The organism is Gudongella sp. DL1XJH-153, assembly GCF_049310905.1.
Lineage (GTDB): Bacteria > Bacillota > Clostridia > Tissierellales > Tissierellaceae > Gudongella.
In genome coordinates this window covers 1-17,670 of record NZ_JBMEMN010000008.1, presented here as the reverse complement: position 1 = coordinate 17,670, position 17,670 = coordinate 1, and the positions used below count along the sequence as shown (strand labels likewise).

Below are 17,670 nucleotides of genomic sequence, written 5' to 3'. Positions count from 1 at the left end.
TTGTTTTTTAATATACTTTAGTAGTATAACACTTAATAGACCTATAATGTTCATATTTAAGCAATTACCTTATTTAATAAATAAATATAGAGCAAGCTATAAATTAGCTTGCTCTATATTGCTTAGGATACTGTTATAGTTTTTTTACGATAGATGATTTTAAATAGATACTACCAAATTTATCAACCTTACCATCGATATCATGGCCATTGTATTCTTCATCTAGGATACGAATTCCCTTGGCTTTGGTTCCTCTCTTCAAAATATCCTTCCCAAGTTTTGTATCCACAGTTATGATTACATCATCTCCATTTTGAAGCTCGTTACCAACAGAATCCTTTACTTTAGCGTTTTCAAGACTTAAATCTGTCCAGATATGACCGCACTCTGGGCAGTTATATGATGTACCATCATCGTAACCATATTCACTTCCACATTTAGGACAAGTAAGCATAAAATCCCCCTTTCAATTCTTGTGTTATAAGATTATTATACTTCTTATGACCATCTTTATCAAATATCCAAAAGGATAACACCATTCATTGAAAAGACCCTGCTCCAGATGTTATACCTGGTCAAGGTCATTGTATTCCCACAGTGTATTTCATCTGCACGGACGTAAATTTTCTAGGACTTTTCAACCCCATTACCCCTTACTATTTCAAATGTTTCTGAAGCCAGTTCAATCGTATCGGGATATTTTTCTATTTCCTCAAGTAGTCTGGTAAAAAGTCTGTCTCTGGTTCTCCTTCTCTCCTTGATATCAACTACGTACCGAAGTGAAAATTCTACCCAGTTGTCATCGAATGCCATAAAAGTTTGATGTTCAAGTGTTGCATCTTCTAGCCTGAATTGCCTTCTCATGTTATACCATGCTTCCTTGGCTTGAGTTGATGCTTCTCCAACGACTTCATCCGCAACATCGGTCAATAGTTTTCTGACCAGTTTGGTATCACTTCCAAAATGAATCGGTATATGGATTTCATCCCATACAAACTGGAAATTGGCTGAATAGTTATGTACCGGTGATGTGAAAATAAAGCTGTTGGCAACACGGACGATTCTTCCGTTGTACTGATCTCCATCTACCCAGTCTCCTATTTCCATAAGTGTTGTCCTTAGGATTCCAAGATCAATTACATCTCCTTTGATTCCTCCAAGAAGTACCCTATCGCCCACCTTAAAGAAATCTCCAAATAGAATTGCAAACCAGCCTGCAAAGCTTACAATAACCTCGCGAAGGGCAAAGGTTATTCCTGCTCCAGCCAGACCAAGTGTGGTGTAGAAGCCCTCGAACCTGTCACTGAAGGTAAAAACGAATATTAAGAAGATAATGACATAAATGGTATTCATTACTATTTTCTTTGTAAAATACCATTTGTTCTGTTCCTGCAAGACTGGATAAAAGCGGTTTAGAACTCTCTTTGCAGTTACATACAAAACCATTGCAACTACTACAAAAATTGCAACTTGTGTGTATATTGGGTTTATGGAATCTATAAATTCTCTCATGATACCCTCCTGAATGGCTTTAATCATATGTTTTGTATATACCCATTGGCATGTATTAAGACACTAGAGTTTTCAAATACACCATCTTCTTTGTCCATATCTAAGATATTCCCTGGATTGTTGATCTAAACCTAATCCGTCATAACTATATGGGCGTTCTTCTTCTCGAATTTATTGTCGCTAATAACATCACTTATCATTTTTCCATATGCAATGGAGTTCATCTGGGTTTCAACATGAACACCGCAAAAAACGGTCCTGTAACCTTCAGGATTTCGAGCATACCCCAATGCCAGGTCTTCCATGGTCACATTGTGGACTTTAGCTGCCTCCATGGTACAGAATATGACGGGGACACCGGTGTTCAAGAGAGACTCCATTCCATGTGGATCCTTATAGATGGATGCTTCGGCGTAGGGAGTGCTGTCTCCTCTCTTCAGTGTACCGCCTGCATAGACTATTCTCTTCACATTATGTATCAGATCGGGCCATACCTTAAATGCCAGAGCTGCAGATGAAGGTCCTTCTGTTAAGACCAGTATTACGTCCTGTTGCTCCTTCAGCAGATCCCATTCCTTATCTAGGTGGCTTTCTGGTTGATGAAATGTACCTTTCATGGAAGGCAGACTGTCTCCAGAAATAAATATATTCATACTTATACCTCCCCATCTGTAAAGTGTTCCACTGCCTTTATTAGTTCTTCCACAAAGGCTTGGCGATCTAGATTAAGCACAACCTTACCGTTTAATCGATCTCTGTCTTCATAATCCGCTAGTACTTCCCCTCTTGTGTGTATCCCATTTTTATCAACTTGTAGATAGGCATCTTCAATTGTGAAAATCTCTGGTTTGATCAAGGACAGAACAGCACATGGGTCATGCAGTGGCCATCCCTTGTAGCCCAATGCTGCATGTGTTGCTCCAAAGAAGTCCAGCCAGTTACTTACGATATTGCTGACCTGTGTTCCTATTGCTCGGATTCGGTCTACATCCTCTGGATATATAAGTGCTTTTTCTGTTACATCCAGTCCGGACATTACAACGGGTACACCGGATTCAAATACTATACTGGCAGCTTCTGGATCTACAAGGATGTTAAATTCTGCAGCAGGGGTCCAATTGCCTGTACCAATCCCGCCGCCCATTAGGTAACATGCCTTTATTTTCCCCTTGAGATCTGGTCTATACAGCAACAAGGCAGCTAGATTGGTTTCTGCACCTGTACCGATTATAACAATCTGTTCATCACTTTCTTCTATCACCTTGACCATTAGCTCTACAGCAGAATCTTTACTGAGAATCTTAGATGATGGAGGAAGGTCTGCTCCGTCAAGACCGGTTACTCCATGGAAGTCGCCAGCAGTAATTCCTTCAACTACCAAAGGACCATGAGCTCCTTTTGCTACCGGAGCATCAATTCCGAATAGTGAACATACATTTAGTGCATTTCTTGTTACATTTTCAATATCCTTATTACCTGCCACTGTTGTAACAGCTTTGATATTCAACATTGGAGATGCTGCCGCAATCATCCAGGCTATTGCATCATCGTGCCCTGGATCTCCGTCCAGTATTACTGGAATTCTATCCATTTTTCTATACCTCCTTCTTTGTAGCAAAAAAGGACCTTTCGGTCCAATTTTGTTAAAGTGCCTTTGTTACGGGAACTCCCTTGCTGGGAATAGAAATAGGACATGAAAGTCCATTCCGGCGCCGTAGGTTACGGACCTCTATCTCCCTTTGGTCGATACAGGTCTCGTCAACCCTGACAGGGGTAACTCCTACAATTTGTTTTCGCCCTTTGGGCTTAACAAATTGGGAGTTACTCCCACTCTATCGTCGCTGGTGGTTTATTTGTTATATCATACACTATTCGATTTATGTGTGGTACTTCGTTTACTATCTTTGATGAGATGTCTCCAAGTATCGACCATGGTATCTGTGCAAACTCTGCTGTCATAAAGTCTGTTGTGGTTACTGCTCTTAGTGCCAGTGTGAAGTCGTAGGTTCTTCCATCTCCCATTACTCCAACGCTCTTAAGATTTGTAAGCACTGCAAAGTACTGGTTTAACTCCATGTCCATTCCGACCATTTTTATTTCTCTTCTGAATACATGGTCTGCTTCCTGAAGTATTTTCACCTTTTCTTCCGAAACTTCTCCGATTATTCTTATTGCAAGTCCTGGTCCAGGGAATGGTTGTCTAAATACCAATTCCTTTGGCAATCCCAGTTCAAGTCCCGCTTTTCTTACTTCGTCCTTAAACAGGTCCCTTAGTGGTTCTATTATTTCCTTGAAGTCTACGTAGTCTGGTAGTCCTCCTACATTGTGATGACTCTTAATCACTGCTGAGTCGCCCACTCCGCTCTCTATTACATCCGGATAGATTGTTCCCTGTACTAGATAGTCTACTGTACCGATCTTCTTTGCTTCTTCCTCGAATACCCTGATAAATTCTTCTCCGATTATCTTTCGTTTTGTCTCTGGATCTATTACACCTTTTAGCTTATCGTAGAATCTTTCCTGTGCATTTACTCTTATGAAGTTCAGGTTGTAGTTGTTGGAAAATACTTCTTCAACCTGGTCTCCCTCATCTTTTCTAAGAAGTCCGTGGTCTACAAATATACATGTAAGCTGCTTGCCTACTGCTCTTTCTATCATTACTGCTGCCACTGAGGAGTCCACGCCTCCTGAAAGTGCACAAAGGACCTTCTTGTCCCCTACTTTTTCCTTGATTGCAGCTATTGAGTTTTCGACAAATTCATCCATTTTCCAGTCTCCGCTGCATCCTGCAACGTTAAACAGGAAATTGCTCAATACCTTGTTACCTTCTTCTGAATGCTGAACCTCTGGGTGGAACTGTACTCCGTACAGGTTCTTTTCACTGTATTCAAAGGCTGCTGTTGGGCATGACTCTGTAGTTGCTGTTACATGAAATCCTTCAGCAAGCTTCTCAACATAATCTGTGTGACTCATCCATGTAACAGATTTCTCTTTTACATCCTTGAATATCGGTGAATCGCCTTCTACATTCAGTTTTACTTTTCCGTATTCCCTTGTCTTGGCAGCTTTTACAGAACCGCCTAATGTATATGACATAAGTTGTGCTCCATAGCATATCCCCAGTATTGGAATACCCATATCATAGATTTCCTTACTTATTGACGGGGATTTATCCTCGTATACGCTGTTTGGTCCACCTGTAAAGATGATTCCCTTTGGATCCATCCCCTTGATCTTATCCAGACCTATTGTGTATGGATGTACCTCGCAATATACGTTCAAGTCTCTTACTCTTCTTGCTATCAGCTGGTTGTACTGACCACCGAAGTCAAGTACCAGTACCATTTCCCTTTCCATTGACATTCCTCCCACTTATTTGATTTCCAGTAAATCCTTCATGGCATTCTCAATGAATATATCCTCAAGACCCCATGTTTCCTTAAGCTCTCTGTACTCCTTCACCTTCTCTTCTCTGAAGATTGGGTGCTTTTTTATTGCCCTTATCATTATGTTCTTTGGAGTGTGCTCCATGTCTATAAACTCCAACAGCTGAACCTGATACCCCAGTATCTCCAGGACGGATCCTCTGATGCTGTCTGTTACAAGGGAGCTTAGTCTCTCTCTGATGATGCCGTGCTTGAGCATTGCAGAAAGATTATTATTCTTGATTTTATCATAAAGCTCATGCTGACAACAAGGTACTGACAAAATTACTTTTGCTCCCCACCTTACTGCTTTCTCAAGAGCAACATCTGTAGCTGTATCACAGGCATGAAGAGTTACAACCATATCGATGTCCTCTCCCGAGCTGTGATCCTTGATATCTCCACATATAAACTGCAGTCCTTCATAATTGAGTTCTTCTGTGGTTCGGTTGCAAAGGTCTATTACATCCTGCTTAAGATCAAGTCCTGTGATTTTTACCTTCTTATTCTTTATTTTTACAAGGTAGTGATGAAGTGCAAATGTCAGGTAGCTTTTTCCACACCCAAAATCGATTATCCTTATCTCATCCTGGCCCATCAGTGGCTCCATTGAGGCATCAACCAACTCCAGGAATTTATTTATCTGCCTGAATTTATTGTACTTCTGCTTAAAGACTTTTCCCTTCCCATCCATTACTCCAAGATGAATCAGAAAGTCCACTGGTTCTCCCTCGCTGATAACATACTGTTTTTTTCTGTTATGGCTACTTACAACCTTTGAGATGTTGTCCATGTTGCCAATTATTTTCTGCTTGCCTTTTTTACTCGTCAGTATCTGGTATTCACCGATTGATGTCTTCATCACAGCTTGTCTGAAATCATTCTGGATCAACTCCAGCAACCTATCAAGAGCTTCTTCCTTTTCAAGGTTTTCATGGAGTGCCTTGTTGTCAATATGGCTCTCAAACTGATACATGATTCTATCCTTAATTGTAACCGGACTCACGATGACCTTGCTCGCCAATGAATCATCCCTTGTCCTTCTGTTGCTTAAAACAGCCTTTGATAGCTTGTCTTCAATTATGAGTTTTTTCAGCAGTTCTCTTGTCTCCATCATATTCTCCTCAATGCATCATCAAGTACTTCTCCTATGCTATCCCTGAATATCAGGGTTGCTCTGTTATCATAGCCTGTTGATGTCTTATTGATCAGGACCAGTTCTTTTCCTCTGAAGTACTCCACAAGTCCTGCTGCAGGATATACATTCAAGGATGTACCTCCTACAATTAGCACCTGGGCTTTCCTGATATAATCCATTGCCTTGTCCATTACCCTCATATCCAGGCCTTCCTCATATAATACAACATCGGGGCGTACAATTCCACCGCATTTATCACATGTGGGGATTGACTCGGACTCTTGAATCTTATCTACCGGGTACTCCGCTCCGCAGGATAGACAATAGTTTCTGTGGACTGAACCGTGTATCTCAAGTACGTTTCTTGATCCCCCCAACTGATGTAGCCCGTCGATATTTTGGGTTATGACTGCCTTTAGCTTTCCCAACTCCTCCAGTTTTCCCAGAGCCAGGTGTGCCTTGTTTGGCTTTGCGTTCGGGTGGAGCATATTATCCCTATAATAGTTGAAAAACTCCTTCTGATGGTCTCTGAAGAAGGAGTGACTTAGGAGATATTCCGGAGGATATCCGTATTTGTTTTTTGTTGAATATATTCCACTTTCACTTCTGAAATCTGGTATATTGCTTTCTGTTGAGACTCCCGCTCCTCCAAAAAAAACTATATTGTCGCTTTCCATTATTATCTTGCTCAATTTTTCAATAGACATGGTTATCCCCCTTAATCCACTGACTCTTCCTCTGTCTTGATCACAAAAATAAAATAGTAGTACTTAAACAGATCTATCATAATCAGCATTGCTTTAAGATATATTTTATCCACCATAAATACACTCAGCCATATCATTGAAGATGATAAAGTCATCAGGTATATTTTTGTTTTTCTGGTCATGGACCTGTTCTTTTCAAAACTCTCCAGATTATCCTTGTATAGTTTTGTTCCCTTCAGCCACGTATCGAACCTGTCGGATCCCTTTGCAAAAAAGTATGAACCCAGCAAAAGAAAAGGCGTAGTGGGAAGTACAGGTAACACTGCCCCTATTGCCCCGATTGAGACTGAAAGAAAACCTAATGCTATAAATACAGCTTTCATGGTTTTCTCCTCTTGTTACAGATTTTTCTATTCATATTAATATATTACTTTTATCCATTTTATTCAATACCTTTTCGAAATACTCACAGTTCTTAAACTGATGTTATCTCTATGCATCTCCAAGTCCCTTAATGTTCTCCATATGGAATTCCCATATTCAGTCATATTTTCTAGATCCATATCATATACATATATACGGAGTTCCTCTCTTATCGTTGAAAGGACATCATACATTGCATCAAGATTGTTTCCGTGGTATCCTTCCAGGTCCAGCTTCTTTTTAAAGTAGTCGTGAAAATCCTTGTCCTTCATTTTTTTTGCATCTAGCAATACAGTTTTCATCATTCATCCCCCTAGTAAAGCTGCTCAAATGATTCGTAATGATCCTCAGTATAGAATATCAGACCATCATTTGAATAGACAAGTCTTTCGGCACCTCGGTATCCACCCTCGTAGTTTACATCTGCTTCGTAATACTGTCTGCCATCTGCTTCAGGTAGTAGTTTCTCCCTGTTGCCAAACCTGTTGCCTCCGATGCTCATCCTGTCAGTTACTTCCCAGAGATTACCTTCCTGTGCGTCCCATCCAAGGTCCATTGCATCTTCCTTGGTGATATAGTTGTTGGGCAGTCTTTCATATGTGTGTAAATAGAGAGCTACATCCTCGGGTGATGTGTAATAGCCATCCTCATCTATCTCCTGAACTACCTCTTCTCCATCTTCAACCAGTGGAGGTTCAGCTTCGTCCACTACAACATCCGTGCCTGTACATGCCGCTAATCCCAATAGAAGTAAGGCCACAACAAGGGTTATAATGGTCATTTTTGTAAATTGTCTCATGTTTTTTGTCCTCCTTTAAGTACTAGTCTTAAGATACCCTAATATTGTCTGGAGATTCAATATGTGTTAATATTGAATGATTGAAATGGAGTTGATTTTACCTATGAAATATTCAAATATGATACAAGGGATCTTCCTTAAGCGTCCCAACAGATTCATTTCCCACGTCATGGTAAATGGCAGTGAGGAGATAGCCCATGTTAAAAACACCGGCAGATGCAGGGAACTACTACTTCCGGGAGCAAGGGTCATCCTTCAGGACCACGGCCTCGATACCAAAAGAAAGACAAGATACTCCCTAATATCCGTTTACAAGGAGGAAATGCTTGTTAACATGGACTCCCAGGTTCCCAACAGGGTTGTTATGGATGCCCTGATGGATGGTAAAATCCAGGGACTTGGAACTCCTGAGCTAATCAAGGGAGAGCAAAGGTTTGGAGATTCCCGCTTTGATGTGTACTACAGGGATGTTGACAGAGAGGGCTTTATTGAAATCAAGGGGGTCACCTTGGAAATGGATGGTTTGTCCAAATTCCCTGATGCTCCAACAATTCGGGGAACAAAGCATATCATGGAAATGATCCGTGCTGTTGAAGATGGCTATGAGGGAAACATATTATTTCTTATCCAGATGAAGGGCCCTGAAACCTTCACACCAAACAGGACTATGGACCCTGAATTTGGTCAGGCTCTCGACCTGGCAGTAAACAAGGGTGTACGTGTTCACGTTTATGACAGCATCGTCACCTTTGACTCGATTCAAATAGGCTCAAAAATACAATACAGGGAACAGGTCTTATAGCCTGTTCCCTGATTTATTTATCCTTACTTAATTTTTGCTTAACTGTATTCCTGTTTCTTCTCCATTAAGATCCTGCTTTTCAAATTCTGCGTCTTCTACATGCTGGATGTCAGTTGCCAGTGTCTCTGACTTTATGAATTCGCCGTATTGTGATACCGCTTCCTTGATTGCATCACTTCCGTCGTACTTGATTGTTATGGTATCCAGTATTTCGTAGCCGTTCGCTTTTCTCATCTGCTGGACCTTTGATACAAACTCTCTTGCAAATCCTTCGTTCAAGAGTTCCGGTGTAAGAGTTGTGTCCAGGATTACAAACAGGTTGTTCTCCATAACCACATTGAAGCCTTCCTTGGATGATATTGATGTCTGAACAAGGTCATTGTTTATCTCAAATTCTTCTCCATCCAGGTTCATATGGAGGTTCTCGCCATTTTCAAGCTTTACTACAGCAGCTGCTGCATCGAGCTCGGAAAGCGCCTTGCCAAATGCCTTGATCTTTGATCCAAGGATTGGTCCTGCAACCTTGAAGTTAGGCTTAAGTGAGAAGTTCATAAACTGTGAAAGATCCTTCTCAAACAAGACTTCCTTAACGTTAAGCTCTTCCTTTATCAATGGAATCAAATCAGACAGCTTTGATTCATATTTACCGTCAATTACAACCTCGTTAAGTGGTTGTCTTACCTTGATTCTAACGTTCTCTCTAGATGCCCTTCCAAGAGTTACAAGGTTTCTGACAAGGTCCATCTTCTCCTCAAGCTCTTTGTTTATTAGCTCTGGCTTTGATTCTGGGTAGAGGTCAAGGTGAACTGATTCCTTGCCTGTTAGGTTTTTGTATAGCTCCTCTGATATGAATGGTACAAATGGTGCAATTAGCTTGCATACATCTACCAGTATTTCATAGGTTGTATTGTATACTGCCTTTTTGTCATCATCCATCTCTGTTGACCAGAATCTTCTTCTATTTCTTCTGATATACCAGTTGGACAGGTCTTCTATTACAAATTCCTGGATTGCCCTTACTACTCTGGTAAGCTCAAACTCATCCATGTTTTCCTTGGACTGGGCTATCAGTGTATTGAATTTTGATAGAATCCATCTGTCAATTTGTGGTCTTTCCTCGTAAGGTACAAAGAATTCTTCAGGATCTATCTCATCTGTATTTGCATACATTGAGAAGAAGTTGTACACGTTTCTTATACTTCTGAAGAACTTGGATTCAACCTCTTTAAGTCCGTCTTCATCAAACTTTGTTGGTGTCCATGGTGGTGATACATATATCAGGTACCATCTAAGAACATCTGCTCCGTAGTCGTCGAACAATCTGAACGGATCTACTGTATTTCCTCTTGTCTTGGACATTTTCTTTCCGGTTTTGTCCAGTACCAGGTCATTTACAAGAACGTTCTTATATGGTGATACTCCTTTTACAAATGTTGAAATTGCTATTAGGGAGTAGAACCAACCTCTTGTCTGGTCTATTCCTTCACAGATAAAGTCTGCTGGGAAGAGTTTGTCGAAATTTTCCTTGTTCTCGAATGGATAGTGGTGCTGTGCAAATGGCATTGCTCCACTGTCAAACCAGCAGTCGATTACTTCTTTTTCCCTGGTCATGGTTCCGTTACATTCAGGGCAATTGAAGTGGATATCGTCAACGTATGGTCTGTGAAGATCGATGTCCATTGTCACATCTTCCTCGATTGCTCTGTCAATCAGTTCCTGTCTCGATCCTACACTTTCAAGGTGTCCGCAGTCATCACATCTCCATATTGGAAATGGTGTACCCCAGTATCTGTTTCTTGATATGGCCCAGTCGTTTACATTCTCCAGCCAGTTGCCAAATCTCTTTTCGCCTACAAAATCAGGGAACCAGTTTACACTGTTGTTGTTCTCAACGAGCTTGTCCTTCAACTTTGTCATCTCTATATACCATGATGGCTTTGCGTAGTATAGAAGTGGCGTGCTACATCTCCAGCAATGTGGATAATTGTGCAGCATTTTTTCTTTCTTGAAGAGCTTGTCATTGTCCTTTAGCCAGTGAATTATATCGTGGTCTGCATCCATTACAAACGTACCAGCCCAAGGGGTTTCTGTGAACTTGCCTTCCTCTGATACTGGATTTACTACAGGAAGATTATACTTCAAACCTGTGTTGTAGTCATCTTCACCAAATGCTGGTGCTGAATGGACGATTCCAGTTCCGTCTTCTATTGTTACATAATCTCCAACAGTTACATAGAACGCCTTTCCCTTGACATCTATATATGGAATAAGCTGCTCGTACTCCATGTACTCCATATCCTTGCCTGTCATCTCCTGAAGAATCTCATAGTCTTCCCCAAGTACTTTATCTCCCAATTCCTTTGCAAGGTAGTATACTTTGTCGTCTTTTTTTGCCTTTATATATGTTATGTCAGGATTTACTGTTACGCAAACGTTGGATGGCAGTGTCCAAGGTGTCGTTGTCCATGCAAGGATATACTCATCCTTGTCCTTTACCTTGAACTCGACTATTACAGTCTCTGTCTTTATTTCTTCATAACCAAGGGCAACCTCGTGGGATGCCAGTCCAGTACCGCATCTTGAGCAGTATGGAAGTATCTTGTGGCCTTCGTAGATGTAACCTTCCTTGAAGAACTTGTCCAGTATCCACCAGACTGATTCAATGTAGTTGTTGTCCAAGGTGATGTATGGGTCATCCAGGTCAATCAGATAGGCCATTCTTTCTGTCATTTCCCTCCAAAGCTTTTCGTAGGTAAATACAGATTCACGACATGCTGTGTTGAATTCTTCCATTCCAAAATTTTCAATATCCTGCTTGTTCTTAAGGTTAAGCTTCTTTTCTACCTCAATTTCAACAGGCAGGCCATGTGTATCCCATCCTGCTTTTCTTTTTACCTGATATCCCTGCATTGTCTTGTATCTGCAGGTTAAGTCCTTCAATGTCCTGGCCATTACGTGGTGAATTCCAGGTTTGCCGTTTGCAGTGGGAGGTCCTTCGTAGAAAACGTAAGGGTTTTCCGGATCTCTTGATTCCACTGATTTGTGCAGAAGGTCAATTTCTTTCCAGTATTCTGATATGGATTTCTCCCTATCCTTTACTGGTTCATTTGATAATTCATTAAACCTTTTCACTGATCATCTCTCCTTTTTAAAATAAAAAATCCCCAAGTCAAAGACTTAGGGACGAAAATTCCGCGGTACCACCCAAATTACAGGATAAATCCTGTCACTCCATTTAAGTATAACGTCTTCACGTAACGCCTTACTTTTCAGACGTTATGCTCACAGGTGATTTTCATCAATCTTTCCATGGCGACATTCCACCCTACTGCCACCTCTCTAAAATGGTCCCGACTGATTACTGTCCTGATCACTGCATTTATATGTTTACACTTGTCTAATAATATATAGGATTTACAGTCTTTTGTCAAGATGTTGTTTGTTCATCCTGCAGCTGTCTAAGCTTGTAAATCTCAGTATCCGTATCAAGTTCTATCATGCTGTTTGTTATATATTCATCCTTCTTTATATCAACCCTTGCTCTTGCATTTCTATTTATAAGACCTATTGGCACAAGGTCCTCTTTTTTAGCGACATTGTACTCTTCTATGCTTCCATATACGGTCTCTTCACCTATGCCATCAAAGTACTCACCTTTTTTGATATCCTTCTTTGCCATTGTAATCACCTCGGCCACCGGTCTGTCCATCATTGGGACTATTGATGGTTCCCTGTATATGTGAGCCTTTGCAATTGTTATTGGCGTTTCAAGACTTGTCAGGTGGTATGGTCTGAACAGGACATAGTTTGGACCATCGCCCATCTTCAGGAACTTCATTTCGTGATGAACCTGTGGAAGGTCTGTCGTTACTATTGCATACACTCCAGGTGCTGCTCCAAATGCAAAATCCACTATTCCATATCTGTTTAGTATTCCACCTTCACTTTTCAGACTGTAAACCTTTGGCAACTGATCCACTGTCGTGTCTGGACCATGACCGCCCCTTACATCAGGTACAAATCCAGAGGCATTAGCCATTGCAGCCATTTCGACCATGGTGTTTGTTCCATCTATGAATGAGGCCAGTCTCAAGGGCTTAAGACCTGATTTTTCTGCCTTTACACGAACCATTTGCGGGGTTACGTGATGATCCAGCGGGTTATTTTTCCCTTTTCCAAGGGCAAGTACCTTGAATCCCGTTGAAACAGCAAAATCATACAGCTCCATTACAGCTCCGGGCTCATCTCCGGCTGAACCGGTGTAGACTACGCCTTCCTGCTTGGCCAGCCTGTTAAGGTAAGGTCCAACTACAACATCTGCCTCGACATTTAGCATAACGATATCCTTGCCTTCCAGTATTGAGGTTGTTGCGATTCTCGCTCCTGTATCGGGAACTCCTGTCGCATCGACAATAACATCTGTCATGCCGGCTCTTACTGCCATATCCCACAGGTCTGTAGCTACAAACTTTCCGGCTCTTACTGCATTGTCTATATCAGTTGTGTTCCTCGCTATTACAATATCTGATTTGTGGATTCCAGCAATTGTAAATGCATCCACACTATCCTGGATTTTATTGCTTACCACCACAGACGGTGTCATGCCATCAACTCGTGTAAGTTGACTTACAAGCCCTTTTCCCATTAGTCCTGCTCCTACGAGGCAAACCTTAATGGGATTGTTACTCTCCTCCAACTCACCCAGCTTATTTCTTAATCCAAACATCTTATCCTCCCGAATTACATAATTTTAATCTCTTGTTGCACCATAGCTATTTTATCATATTTAAGATTCTATTTCACAATAAGTTTATGCATCCCAATTACAGGGATCCTGCTGAAAGTCCTGCCAGATAACCGCTTGACCATGCCCATTGGAGATTGTATCCTCCACAGTCACCATCCACATCAAGTATTTCCCCTGCAAAGAACAGTCCCTTTACCAGTTTTGATTCCATTGTATCTGGATTGATATCCTTTGTCATTATTCCACCTGCAGTTGTCTGTGCCTGTCCCCAGCCTTTGTTGCCGATAACAGGGAACTCCCAGCTCGTAAGGATTTCTGCAAGCGCTTCAATCTCTCTGTTTTCGAGACTTCCAACCACTTTGTTCTTGTCCAGGTCAAGCTCCTTTAAAATTGGAAGTATCAATCTTTTGTTTATCAGTCCAACTAGGCCAAAGTCCAATGTACGTTCAGGAAAATTCTTAAATCTCTCCTTCAGATATGAAAACACTTCTTCCTTTGTCTTTCCACTAATGATTGAAATCCTTACCCTTGTATCTATTCCTTTTTCCTGGGCTCTGATTGCCTCCCTGCTAATTTGAAGTACAGGTGGCCCGGATATTCCGTAATCTGTAAAAAGAACATCTCCGAAGTCTTCCTTTGTCCGTTTCCCATCGATATACAAAACAACCCTTCCAACAAATTTCACTCCGTTTATCTGCTTGAATATGTCACCTTTTAGCTTTAGCTGCACAAGGGCAGGCGTGGTCTCGACTGTACCATGACCCAGAGGCTTCACAAGGCCATATCCATTGCCGTCGGAACCACTTACGGGCATTGCCCTCCCTCCAGTGGTAACTATTACCCTGTCGCCCCGTATGGACTTTCCTTCTTTTAGTTTTACTAAAAAATCCTTTTCCTTCTTTATCTCCACTACATACGAATCTGTAAGCACTTCTATACCTACTTTTTCCATTTCGTATCTCAGCACATCCAGTACCGATGAGCTTTGAAATGAAAGGGGAAATATTTTTCCGTCCCCTTCCGATGCAGGAACGATTCCGATCTTTTCAAAGAATTCAACGGTCTGGTCACGATTGAACTTTTCCATCACCTTTTCTATAAACAAGTGGTCTTCTCCATAGAGAAAATCCAGCTTCATATTCTCATTGGTATAATTGCATCTGCCGTTACCTGTTGCAAGCAGTTTCTTTCCTACCCTGTCGTTTCTTTCAAGCAGGACAACCTTTGCACCAGTGTATGCACAGTTTATTGCAGCCATCATTCCTGAGGCTCCTCCTCCAATTACCGCTACCTTCAAGCTCATAATATCCCTTCTTCCAAAAATAATTAAAGACTATGATATAGATTATACCATAGTCTCAATTAATCTTAAATTTTATCTATTCTAAGCTGTTTTCTTCATGTTAAGCACTGCATTCAGGATGATTCCCACAAGTGCTGCAAAGCTCAGTCCTGTTATGCTTACAGTTTCATTTATTGGTATTCCAATTGTCATGCCAGTCATTGCTGAAAGCTGTGTGCTGAATAATCCAAGTACAATGATTGTTCCCATTACCACTATGTTTTTTCCGTTTATTTTAACGTCGTTATTTTTGATTGTCTTAACACCAATCAGTGCTATCATGCTGAACAGCATCAAGCTGATTCCACCCATTACTGATGTTGGTATTGAGCTAAGTACTGCTCCGATTTTTGCTACGAATGCCAATACTACTGCAAACATTGCTGCAAGTCTTAGGATTGATGGGTCGTAGTTCTTGGTTATTGCAAGTACTCCTGTGTTTTCACCGTATGTTGTATTTGCCGGTCCACCTATCAATGCTGCAAATGTTGTTGCAAGGCCGTCTCCAAGAAGTGTTCTGTTTAATCCTGGATCCTTTATGAAGTCTTTTCCAACAACTTGTCCGTTTGTAGTTATATCACCAAGATGCTCCATGAATACTGCAAGTATAACTGGTGCTATTATTGCAATTGCGCCTATGTCAAACTTTGGGAATGTGAACTCTGGTATTGCTACAAGGCTTGCATTTCCTACTATTGATGTATCTACAAGTCCTACGCTGTATGCCACTGCATATCCTGTTACTACTGCAAGAAGTATTGATAACTGCTTGATAAACCCTTTTCCAAGAAAGTTTATTCCAAGGGCAACGCCCAGTGTTATTGCAGCTACCATAAAGTGACTTGAAGCCATTCCGTATGCTACCGGTACCAGGTTAAGTCCAATTACAATAATCATTGGTCCTATTACCTGAGGTGCAAGGAGTTTTTGTACTCTTTCCACACCAATTGACTTGATCAGGAAAGACATCAGCACATAAATTAATCCGGCTACAACAATACCCCCTTGGGCATAAGCCAGATCTCCATTATATAACTCTTTAACTGTAAGTATTACCGGGATGAAAGCGAATGATGAGCCTAGGAATACAGGTACTTTACCCTTTGTGCAGGTGTGGAAAATCAGTGTACCTATTCCAGCGGATAGTAGTGCTATTGATGGGTTCAAACCTGTGATCATTGGTACGAGAACCGTTGCACCGAACATTGCGATTAGATGTTGTAAAGCTAAAACTGACTTTCTTGCTCCGGCCACTATTGACACGGGAGTAGAAACTGAACCTTTAATTACGTTTTCAGTCATGTTATTCTCTCCTTTCCAGCCTCTCAGGACTGATTTAAAGTATTTTTTTCTTACTTCTCAAAAGTATATCATTGGTTTGGTTGAATTTCAAGATGTTTTTACTGAAATATTGTGCATCTTATTGAACGATTTATGTGAAAAACATCCTGAAAGTATCCATTTAAGTCATTGTTCTACTTCAACCATTCCAATTTTTCATTGTTGATTTTTTTTCTGAATTCCATTGATCCATACTTCTCCAGAATATCATTCTTATACCCGGAATCCTCATAATACTTTTCGATATCCTTCTTGTCCATGGGCAGGCTGAATGGGCAGGAGGCTACGCAAATACCGCAATCCGTACCAAATTCCATCCATTTCCCAAAGCATGCCCCCTGATTGGTCTGCCACCTTTCGACTCCATCAATTTCAATTGGCGGTTCCTTTGAGATGGCTTTTGATGGACACAGCAGTGCACACCTTCCACAGGCTTCACAAAATTCCTTGATTTTAAGGGGTGACCTTCTATCTGCAACCAGTGGCATATCAGTGGTAACCGCACCCAATCTTATCCTTGAGCCGTATTCAGGAGTCACCAAAAGACCATGTCTTCCTATGTCCCCAAGTCCTGCGGCCCTTGCTGCAAGTGGCATCACCATCAAGTAGTTGCCGTCCATATTATTTCTTGCCCTATAGCCCATTGATTTTATGTAATATAGAAGAATCATTCCAATAATTGCAGCATCAACATAACCCTTTGTTACCTCTATGCTCTGGGAAAGTACAGGAGCTGTGTTTATGTAGTCTCGATCCGTTTCCACTGCGAACACAAATGTATACGGCAAATCCGGTTCAACTCTGTCACCATAAACCTGATCTGTCCTTCCTCTGTGGGTATAGTAATAGCTTTCATCCAGCAATGCAACCCCTGTAAGCTTTGCACCATAAAATGAAGCCAAGCCTTTTAGCTTTTCTGTAAATTCTTCAGGTAGGGCATCCACCCTTTTTTCGGCTGAGTCTGGGCCATCCACCAAACCCCTGATGTCGGACAAGAAACCGAATGCTGCATCCACCATTGGAGAATTTAAGGGGTGGAAGAATTTGGTTGTATTTCCATTCATATCAGGCATTGCTCTTATCGCGTCATCGATCTCTTTTTTTTCTGGATTCCTCTTGTAGTAGTCCTTGTATTCCTCAGTACCCTCAACTCTTGTTACTCTTGAGAACATTATATCTCTCTCATCTATCCTTGCCATTTTTCTCATCCTCTCTACCAATTGCATGTATTGTATGAGTCATTTTTAGTCTGCTTTTCTAAATTACATCATTCCCCATTATATCATTCCCCGATGATTTTGCACAAAAAAAAGACCCTGTTGAATAATCAACAGAATCTTTACTAAGTATATATAGACTGGCAACTTCCTACTCTCCCAGATCGTTTCCAACCAAGTACCATCGGCGTTAAGAGGCTTAACTTCTGTGTTCGGT

The 17,670-nt window shown here is 41.1% G+C and carries 16 protein-coding genes, 1 rRNA gene and 1 other annotated feature; of the genes, 1 reads left to right on the top strand and 16 read right to left on the bottom strand.

What is annotated here, in order from left to right; all coding sequences use genetic code 11:
• Positions 1–133: 133 nt before the first annotated feature.
• The 10 genes from ACOEN1_RS04905 to ACOEN1_RS04860 form a co-directional block, all read right to left on the bottom strand.
• A complete protein-coding gene (locus tag ACOEN1_RS04905) occupies positions 134–454 on the bottom strand; it encodes a zinc ribbon domain-containing protein YjdM (RefSeq protein WP_422485366.1) in 321 nt (106 codons plus the stop codon).
• A 173-nt stretch (positions 455–627) separates the two neighbouring features.
• Positions 628–1,512 (bottom strand): mechanosensitive ion channel family protein, encoded by an 885-nt coding sequence (locus ACOEN1_RS04900; protein ID WP_422485364.1) that lies wholly within the window; start codon positions 1,510–1,512, stop codon positions 628–630.
• A 131-nt stretch (positions 1,513–1,643) separates the two neighbouring features.
• Positions 1,644–2,165: a nucleoside hydrolase gene (locus ACOEN1_RS04895; RefSeq protein ID WP_422485363.1), complete on the bottom strand. Its 522-nt coding sequence runs from the start codon at positions 2,163–2,165 to the stop codon at positions 1,644–1,646.
• A 2-nt stretch (positions 2,166–2,167) separates the two neighbouring features.
• Positions 2,168–3,103 (bottom strand): nucleoside hydrolase, encoded by a 936-nt coding sequence (locus ACOEN1_RS04890; protein ID WP_422485362.1) that lies wholly within the window; start codon positions 3,101–3,103, stop codon positions 2,168–2,170.
• A 230-nt stretch (positions 3,104–3,333) separates the two neighbouring features.
• Complete coding sequence (gene guaA, locus ACOEN1_RS04885) at positions 3,334–4,869, bottom strand: glutamine-hydrolyzing GMP synthase (protein ID WP_422485361.1); 1,536 nt, start codon at positions 4,867–4,869, stop codon at positions 3,334–3,336.
• 15 nt (positions 4,870–4,884) lie between these two features.
• Complete coding sequence (locus tag ACOEN1_RS04880; protein ID WP_422485360.1) at positions 4,885–6,051, bottom strand: class I SAM-dependent methyltransferase; 1,167 nt, start codon at positions 6,049–6,051, stop codon at positions 4,885–4,887.
• Positions 6,051–6,782: an NAD-dependent protein deacylase gene (locus ACOEN1_RS04875; RefSeq protein WP_422485359.1), complete on the bottom strand. Its 732-nt coding sequence runs from the start codon at positions 6,780–6,782 to the stop codon at positions 6,051–6,053. The genes ACOEN1_RS04880 and ACOEN1_RS04875 overlap by 1 nt, the downstream gene beginning before the upstream one ends.
• 11 nt (positions 6,783–6,793) lie before the next feature.
• Positions 6,794–7,165 (bottom strand): YbaN family protein, encoded by a 372-nt coding sequence (locus ACOEN1_RS04870; RefSeq protein ID WP_422485358.1) that lies wholly within the window; start codon positions 7,163–7,165, stop codon positions 6,794–6,796.
• Positions 7,166–7,228: 63 nt separating this feature from the next.
• Positions 7,229–7,507 (bottom strand): barstar family protein, encoded by a 279-nt coding sequence (locus tag ACOEN1_RS04865; protein ID WP_422485356.1) that lies wholly within the window; start codon positions 7,505–7,507, stop codon positions 7,229–7,231.
• 11 nt (positions 7,508–7,518) lie between these two features.
• Positions 7,519–8,004: a ribonuclease domain-containing protein gene (locus ACOEN1_RS04860; protein ID WP_422485355.1), complete on the bottom strand. Its 486-nt coding sequence runs from the start codon at positions 8,002–8,004 to the stop codon at positions 7,519–7,521.
• Positions 8,005–8,107: 103 nt separating this feature from the next.
• Here ACOEN1_RS04860 and sfsA point away from each other — a divergent pair, with 103 nt between their 5' ends.
• Complete coding sequence (gene sfsA / locus ACOEN1_RS04855) at positions 8,108–8,806, top strand: DNA/RNA nuclease SfsA (RefSeq protein WP_422485354.1); 699 nt, start codon at positions 8,108–8,110, stop codon at positions 8,804–8,806.
• A 27-nt stretch (positions 8,807–8,833) separates the two neighbouring features.
• On the opposite strand, the gene ileS is transcribed toward sfsA, so the two are convergent.
• From ileS to rrf, 6 genes are all read right to left on the bottom strand, one after another.
• Positions 8,834–11,938 (bottom strand): isoleucine--tRNA ligase, encoded by a 3,105-nt coding sequence (gene ileS / locus ACOEN1_RS04850; protein ID WP_422485352.1) that lies wholly within the window; start codon positions 11,936–11,938, stop codon positions 8,834–8,836.
• 44 nt (positions 11,939–11,982) lie between these two features.
• Positions 11,983–12,189, bottom strand: a binding site (T-box leader).
• Positions 12,190–12,233: 44 nt separating this feature from the next.
• Positions 12,234–13,532, bottom strand: coding sequence for an NAD(P)H-dependent oxidoreductase (locus tag ACOEN1_RS04845; protein ID WP_422485350.1), 1,299 nt, complete (start codon positions 13,530–13,532; stop codon positions 12,234–12,236).
• A gap of 97 nt (positions 13,533–13,629) precedes the next feature.
• Positions 13,630–14,856 (bottom strand): NAD(P)/FAD-dependent oxidoreductase, encoded by a 1,227-nt coding sequence (locus ACOEN1_RS04840; RefSeq protein WP_422485348.1) that lies wholly within the window; start codon positions 14,854–14,856, stop codon positions 13,630–13,632.
• An 81-nt stretch (positions 14,857–14,937) separates the two neighbouring features.
• Positions 14,938–16,197: a uracil-xanthine permease family protein gene (locus ACOEN1_RS04835; RefSeq protein ID WP_422485347.1), complete on the bottom strand. Its 1,260-nt coding sequence runs from the start codon at positions 16,195–16,197 to the stop codon at positions 14,938–14,940.
• A gap of 173 nt (positions 16,198–16,370) precedes the next feature.
• A complete protein-coding gene (locus ACOEN1_RS04830; protein WP_422485346.1) occupies positions 16,371–17,435 on the bottom strand; it encodes a 4Fe-4S dicluster domain-containing protein in 1,065 nt (354 codons plus the stop codon).
• A gap of 156 nt (positions 17,436–17,591) precedes the next feature.
• Positions 17,592–17,670: ribosomal RNA gene (gene rrf / locus ACOEN1_RS04825) — 5S ribosomal RNA — on the bottom strand; the annotation flags it as partial.

Bases quoted from the DNA above. Each gene is read 5' to 3' on its own strand.
- ACOEN1_RS04830 (WP_422485346.1), bottom strand. From the start codon at position 17,435: ATGGCAAGGATAGATGAGAGAGATATAATGTTCTCAAGAGTAACAAGA.
- guaA (WP_422485361.1), bottom strand. From the start codon at position 4,869: ATGGAAAGGGAAATGGTACTGGTACTTGACTTCGGTGGTCAGTACAAC.
- ACOEN1_RS04870 (WP_422485358.1), bottom strand. From the start codon at position 7,165: ATGAAAGCTGTATTTATAGCATTAGGTTTTCTTTCAGTCTCAATCGGG.
- ACOEN1_RS04845 (WP_422485350.1), bottom strand. From the start codon at position 13,532: ATGTTTGGATTAAGAAATAAGCTGGGTGAGTTGGAGGAGAGTAACAAT.
- ACOEN1_RS04895 (WP_422485363.1), bottom strand. From the start codon at position 2,165: ATGAATATATTTATTTCTGGAGACAGTCTGCCTTCCATGAAAGGTACA.
- ACOEN1_RS04860 (WP_422485355.1), bottom strand. From the start codon at position 8,004: ATGAGACAATTTACAAAAATGACCATTATAACCCTTGTTGTGGCCTTA.
- ACOEN1_RS04840 (WP_422485348.1), bottom strand. From the start codon at position 14,856: ATGAGCTTGAAGGTAGCGGTAATTGGAGGAGGAGCCTCAGGAATGATG.
- ACOEN1_RS04900 (WP_422485364.1), bottom strand. From the start codon at position 1,512: ATGAGAGAATTTATAGATTCCATAAACCCAATATACACACAAGTTGCA.
- ACOEN1_RS04880 (WP_422485360.1), bottom strand. From the start codon at position 6,051: ATGGAGACAAGAGAACTGCTGAAAAAACTCATAATTGAAGACAAGCTA.
- ACOEN1_RS04865 (WP_422485356.1), bottom strand. From the start codon at position 7,507: ATGAAAACTGTATTGCTAGATGCAAAAAAAATGAAGGACAAGGATTTT.
- ACOEN1_RS04835 (WP_422485347.1), bottom strand. From the start codon at position 16,197: ATGACTGAAAACGTAATTAAAGGTTCAGTTTCTACTCCCGTGTCAATA.
- sfsA (WP_422485354.1), top strand. From the start codon at position 8,108: ATGAAATATTCAAATATGATACAAGGGATCTTCCTTAAGCGTCCCAAC.
- ACOEN1_RS04905 (WP_422485366.1), bottom strand. From the start codon at position 454: ATGCTTACTTGTCCTAAATGTGGAAGTGAATATGGTTACGATGATGGT.
- ACOEN1_RS04875 (WP_422485359.1), bottom strand. From the start codon at position 6,782: ATGTCTATTGAAAAATTGAGCAAGATAATAATGGAAAGCGACAATATA.
- ACOEN1_RS04890 (WP_422485362.1), bottom strand. From the start codon at position 3,103: ATGGATAGAATTCCAGTAATACTGGACGGAGATCCAGGGCACGATGAT.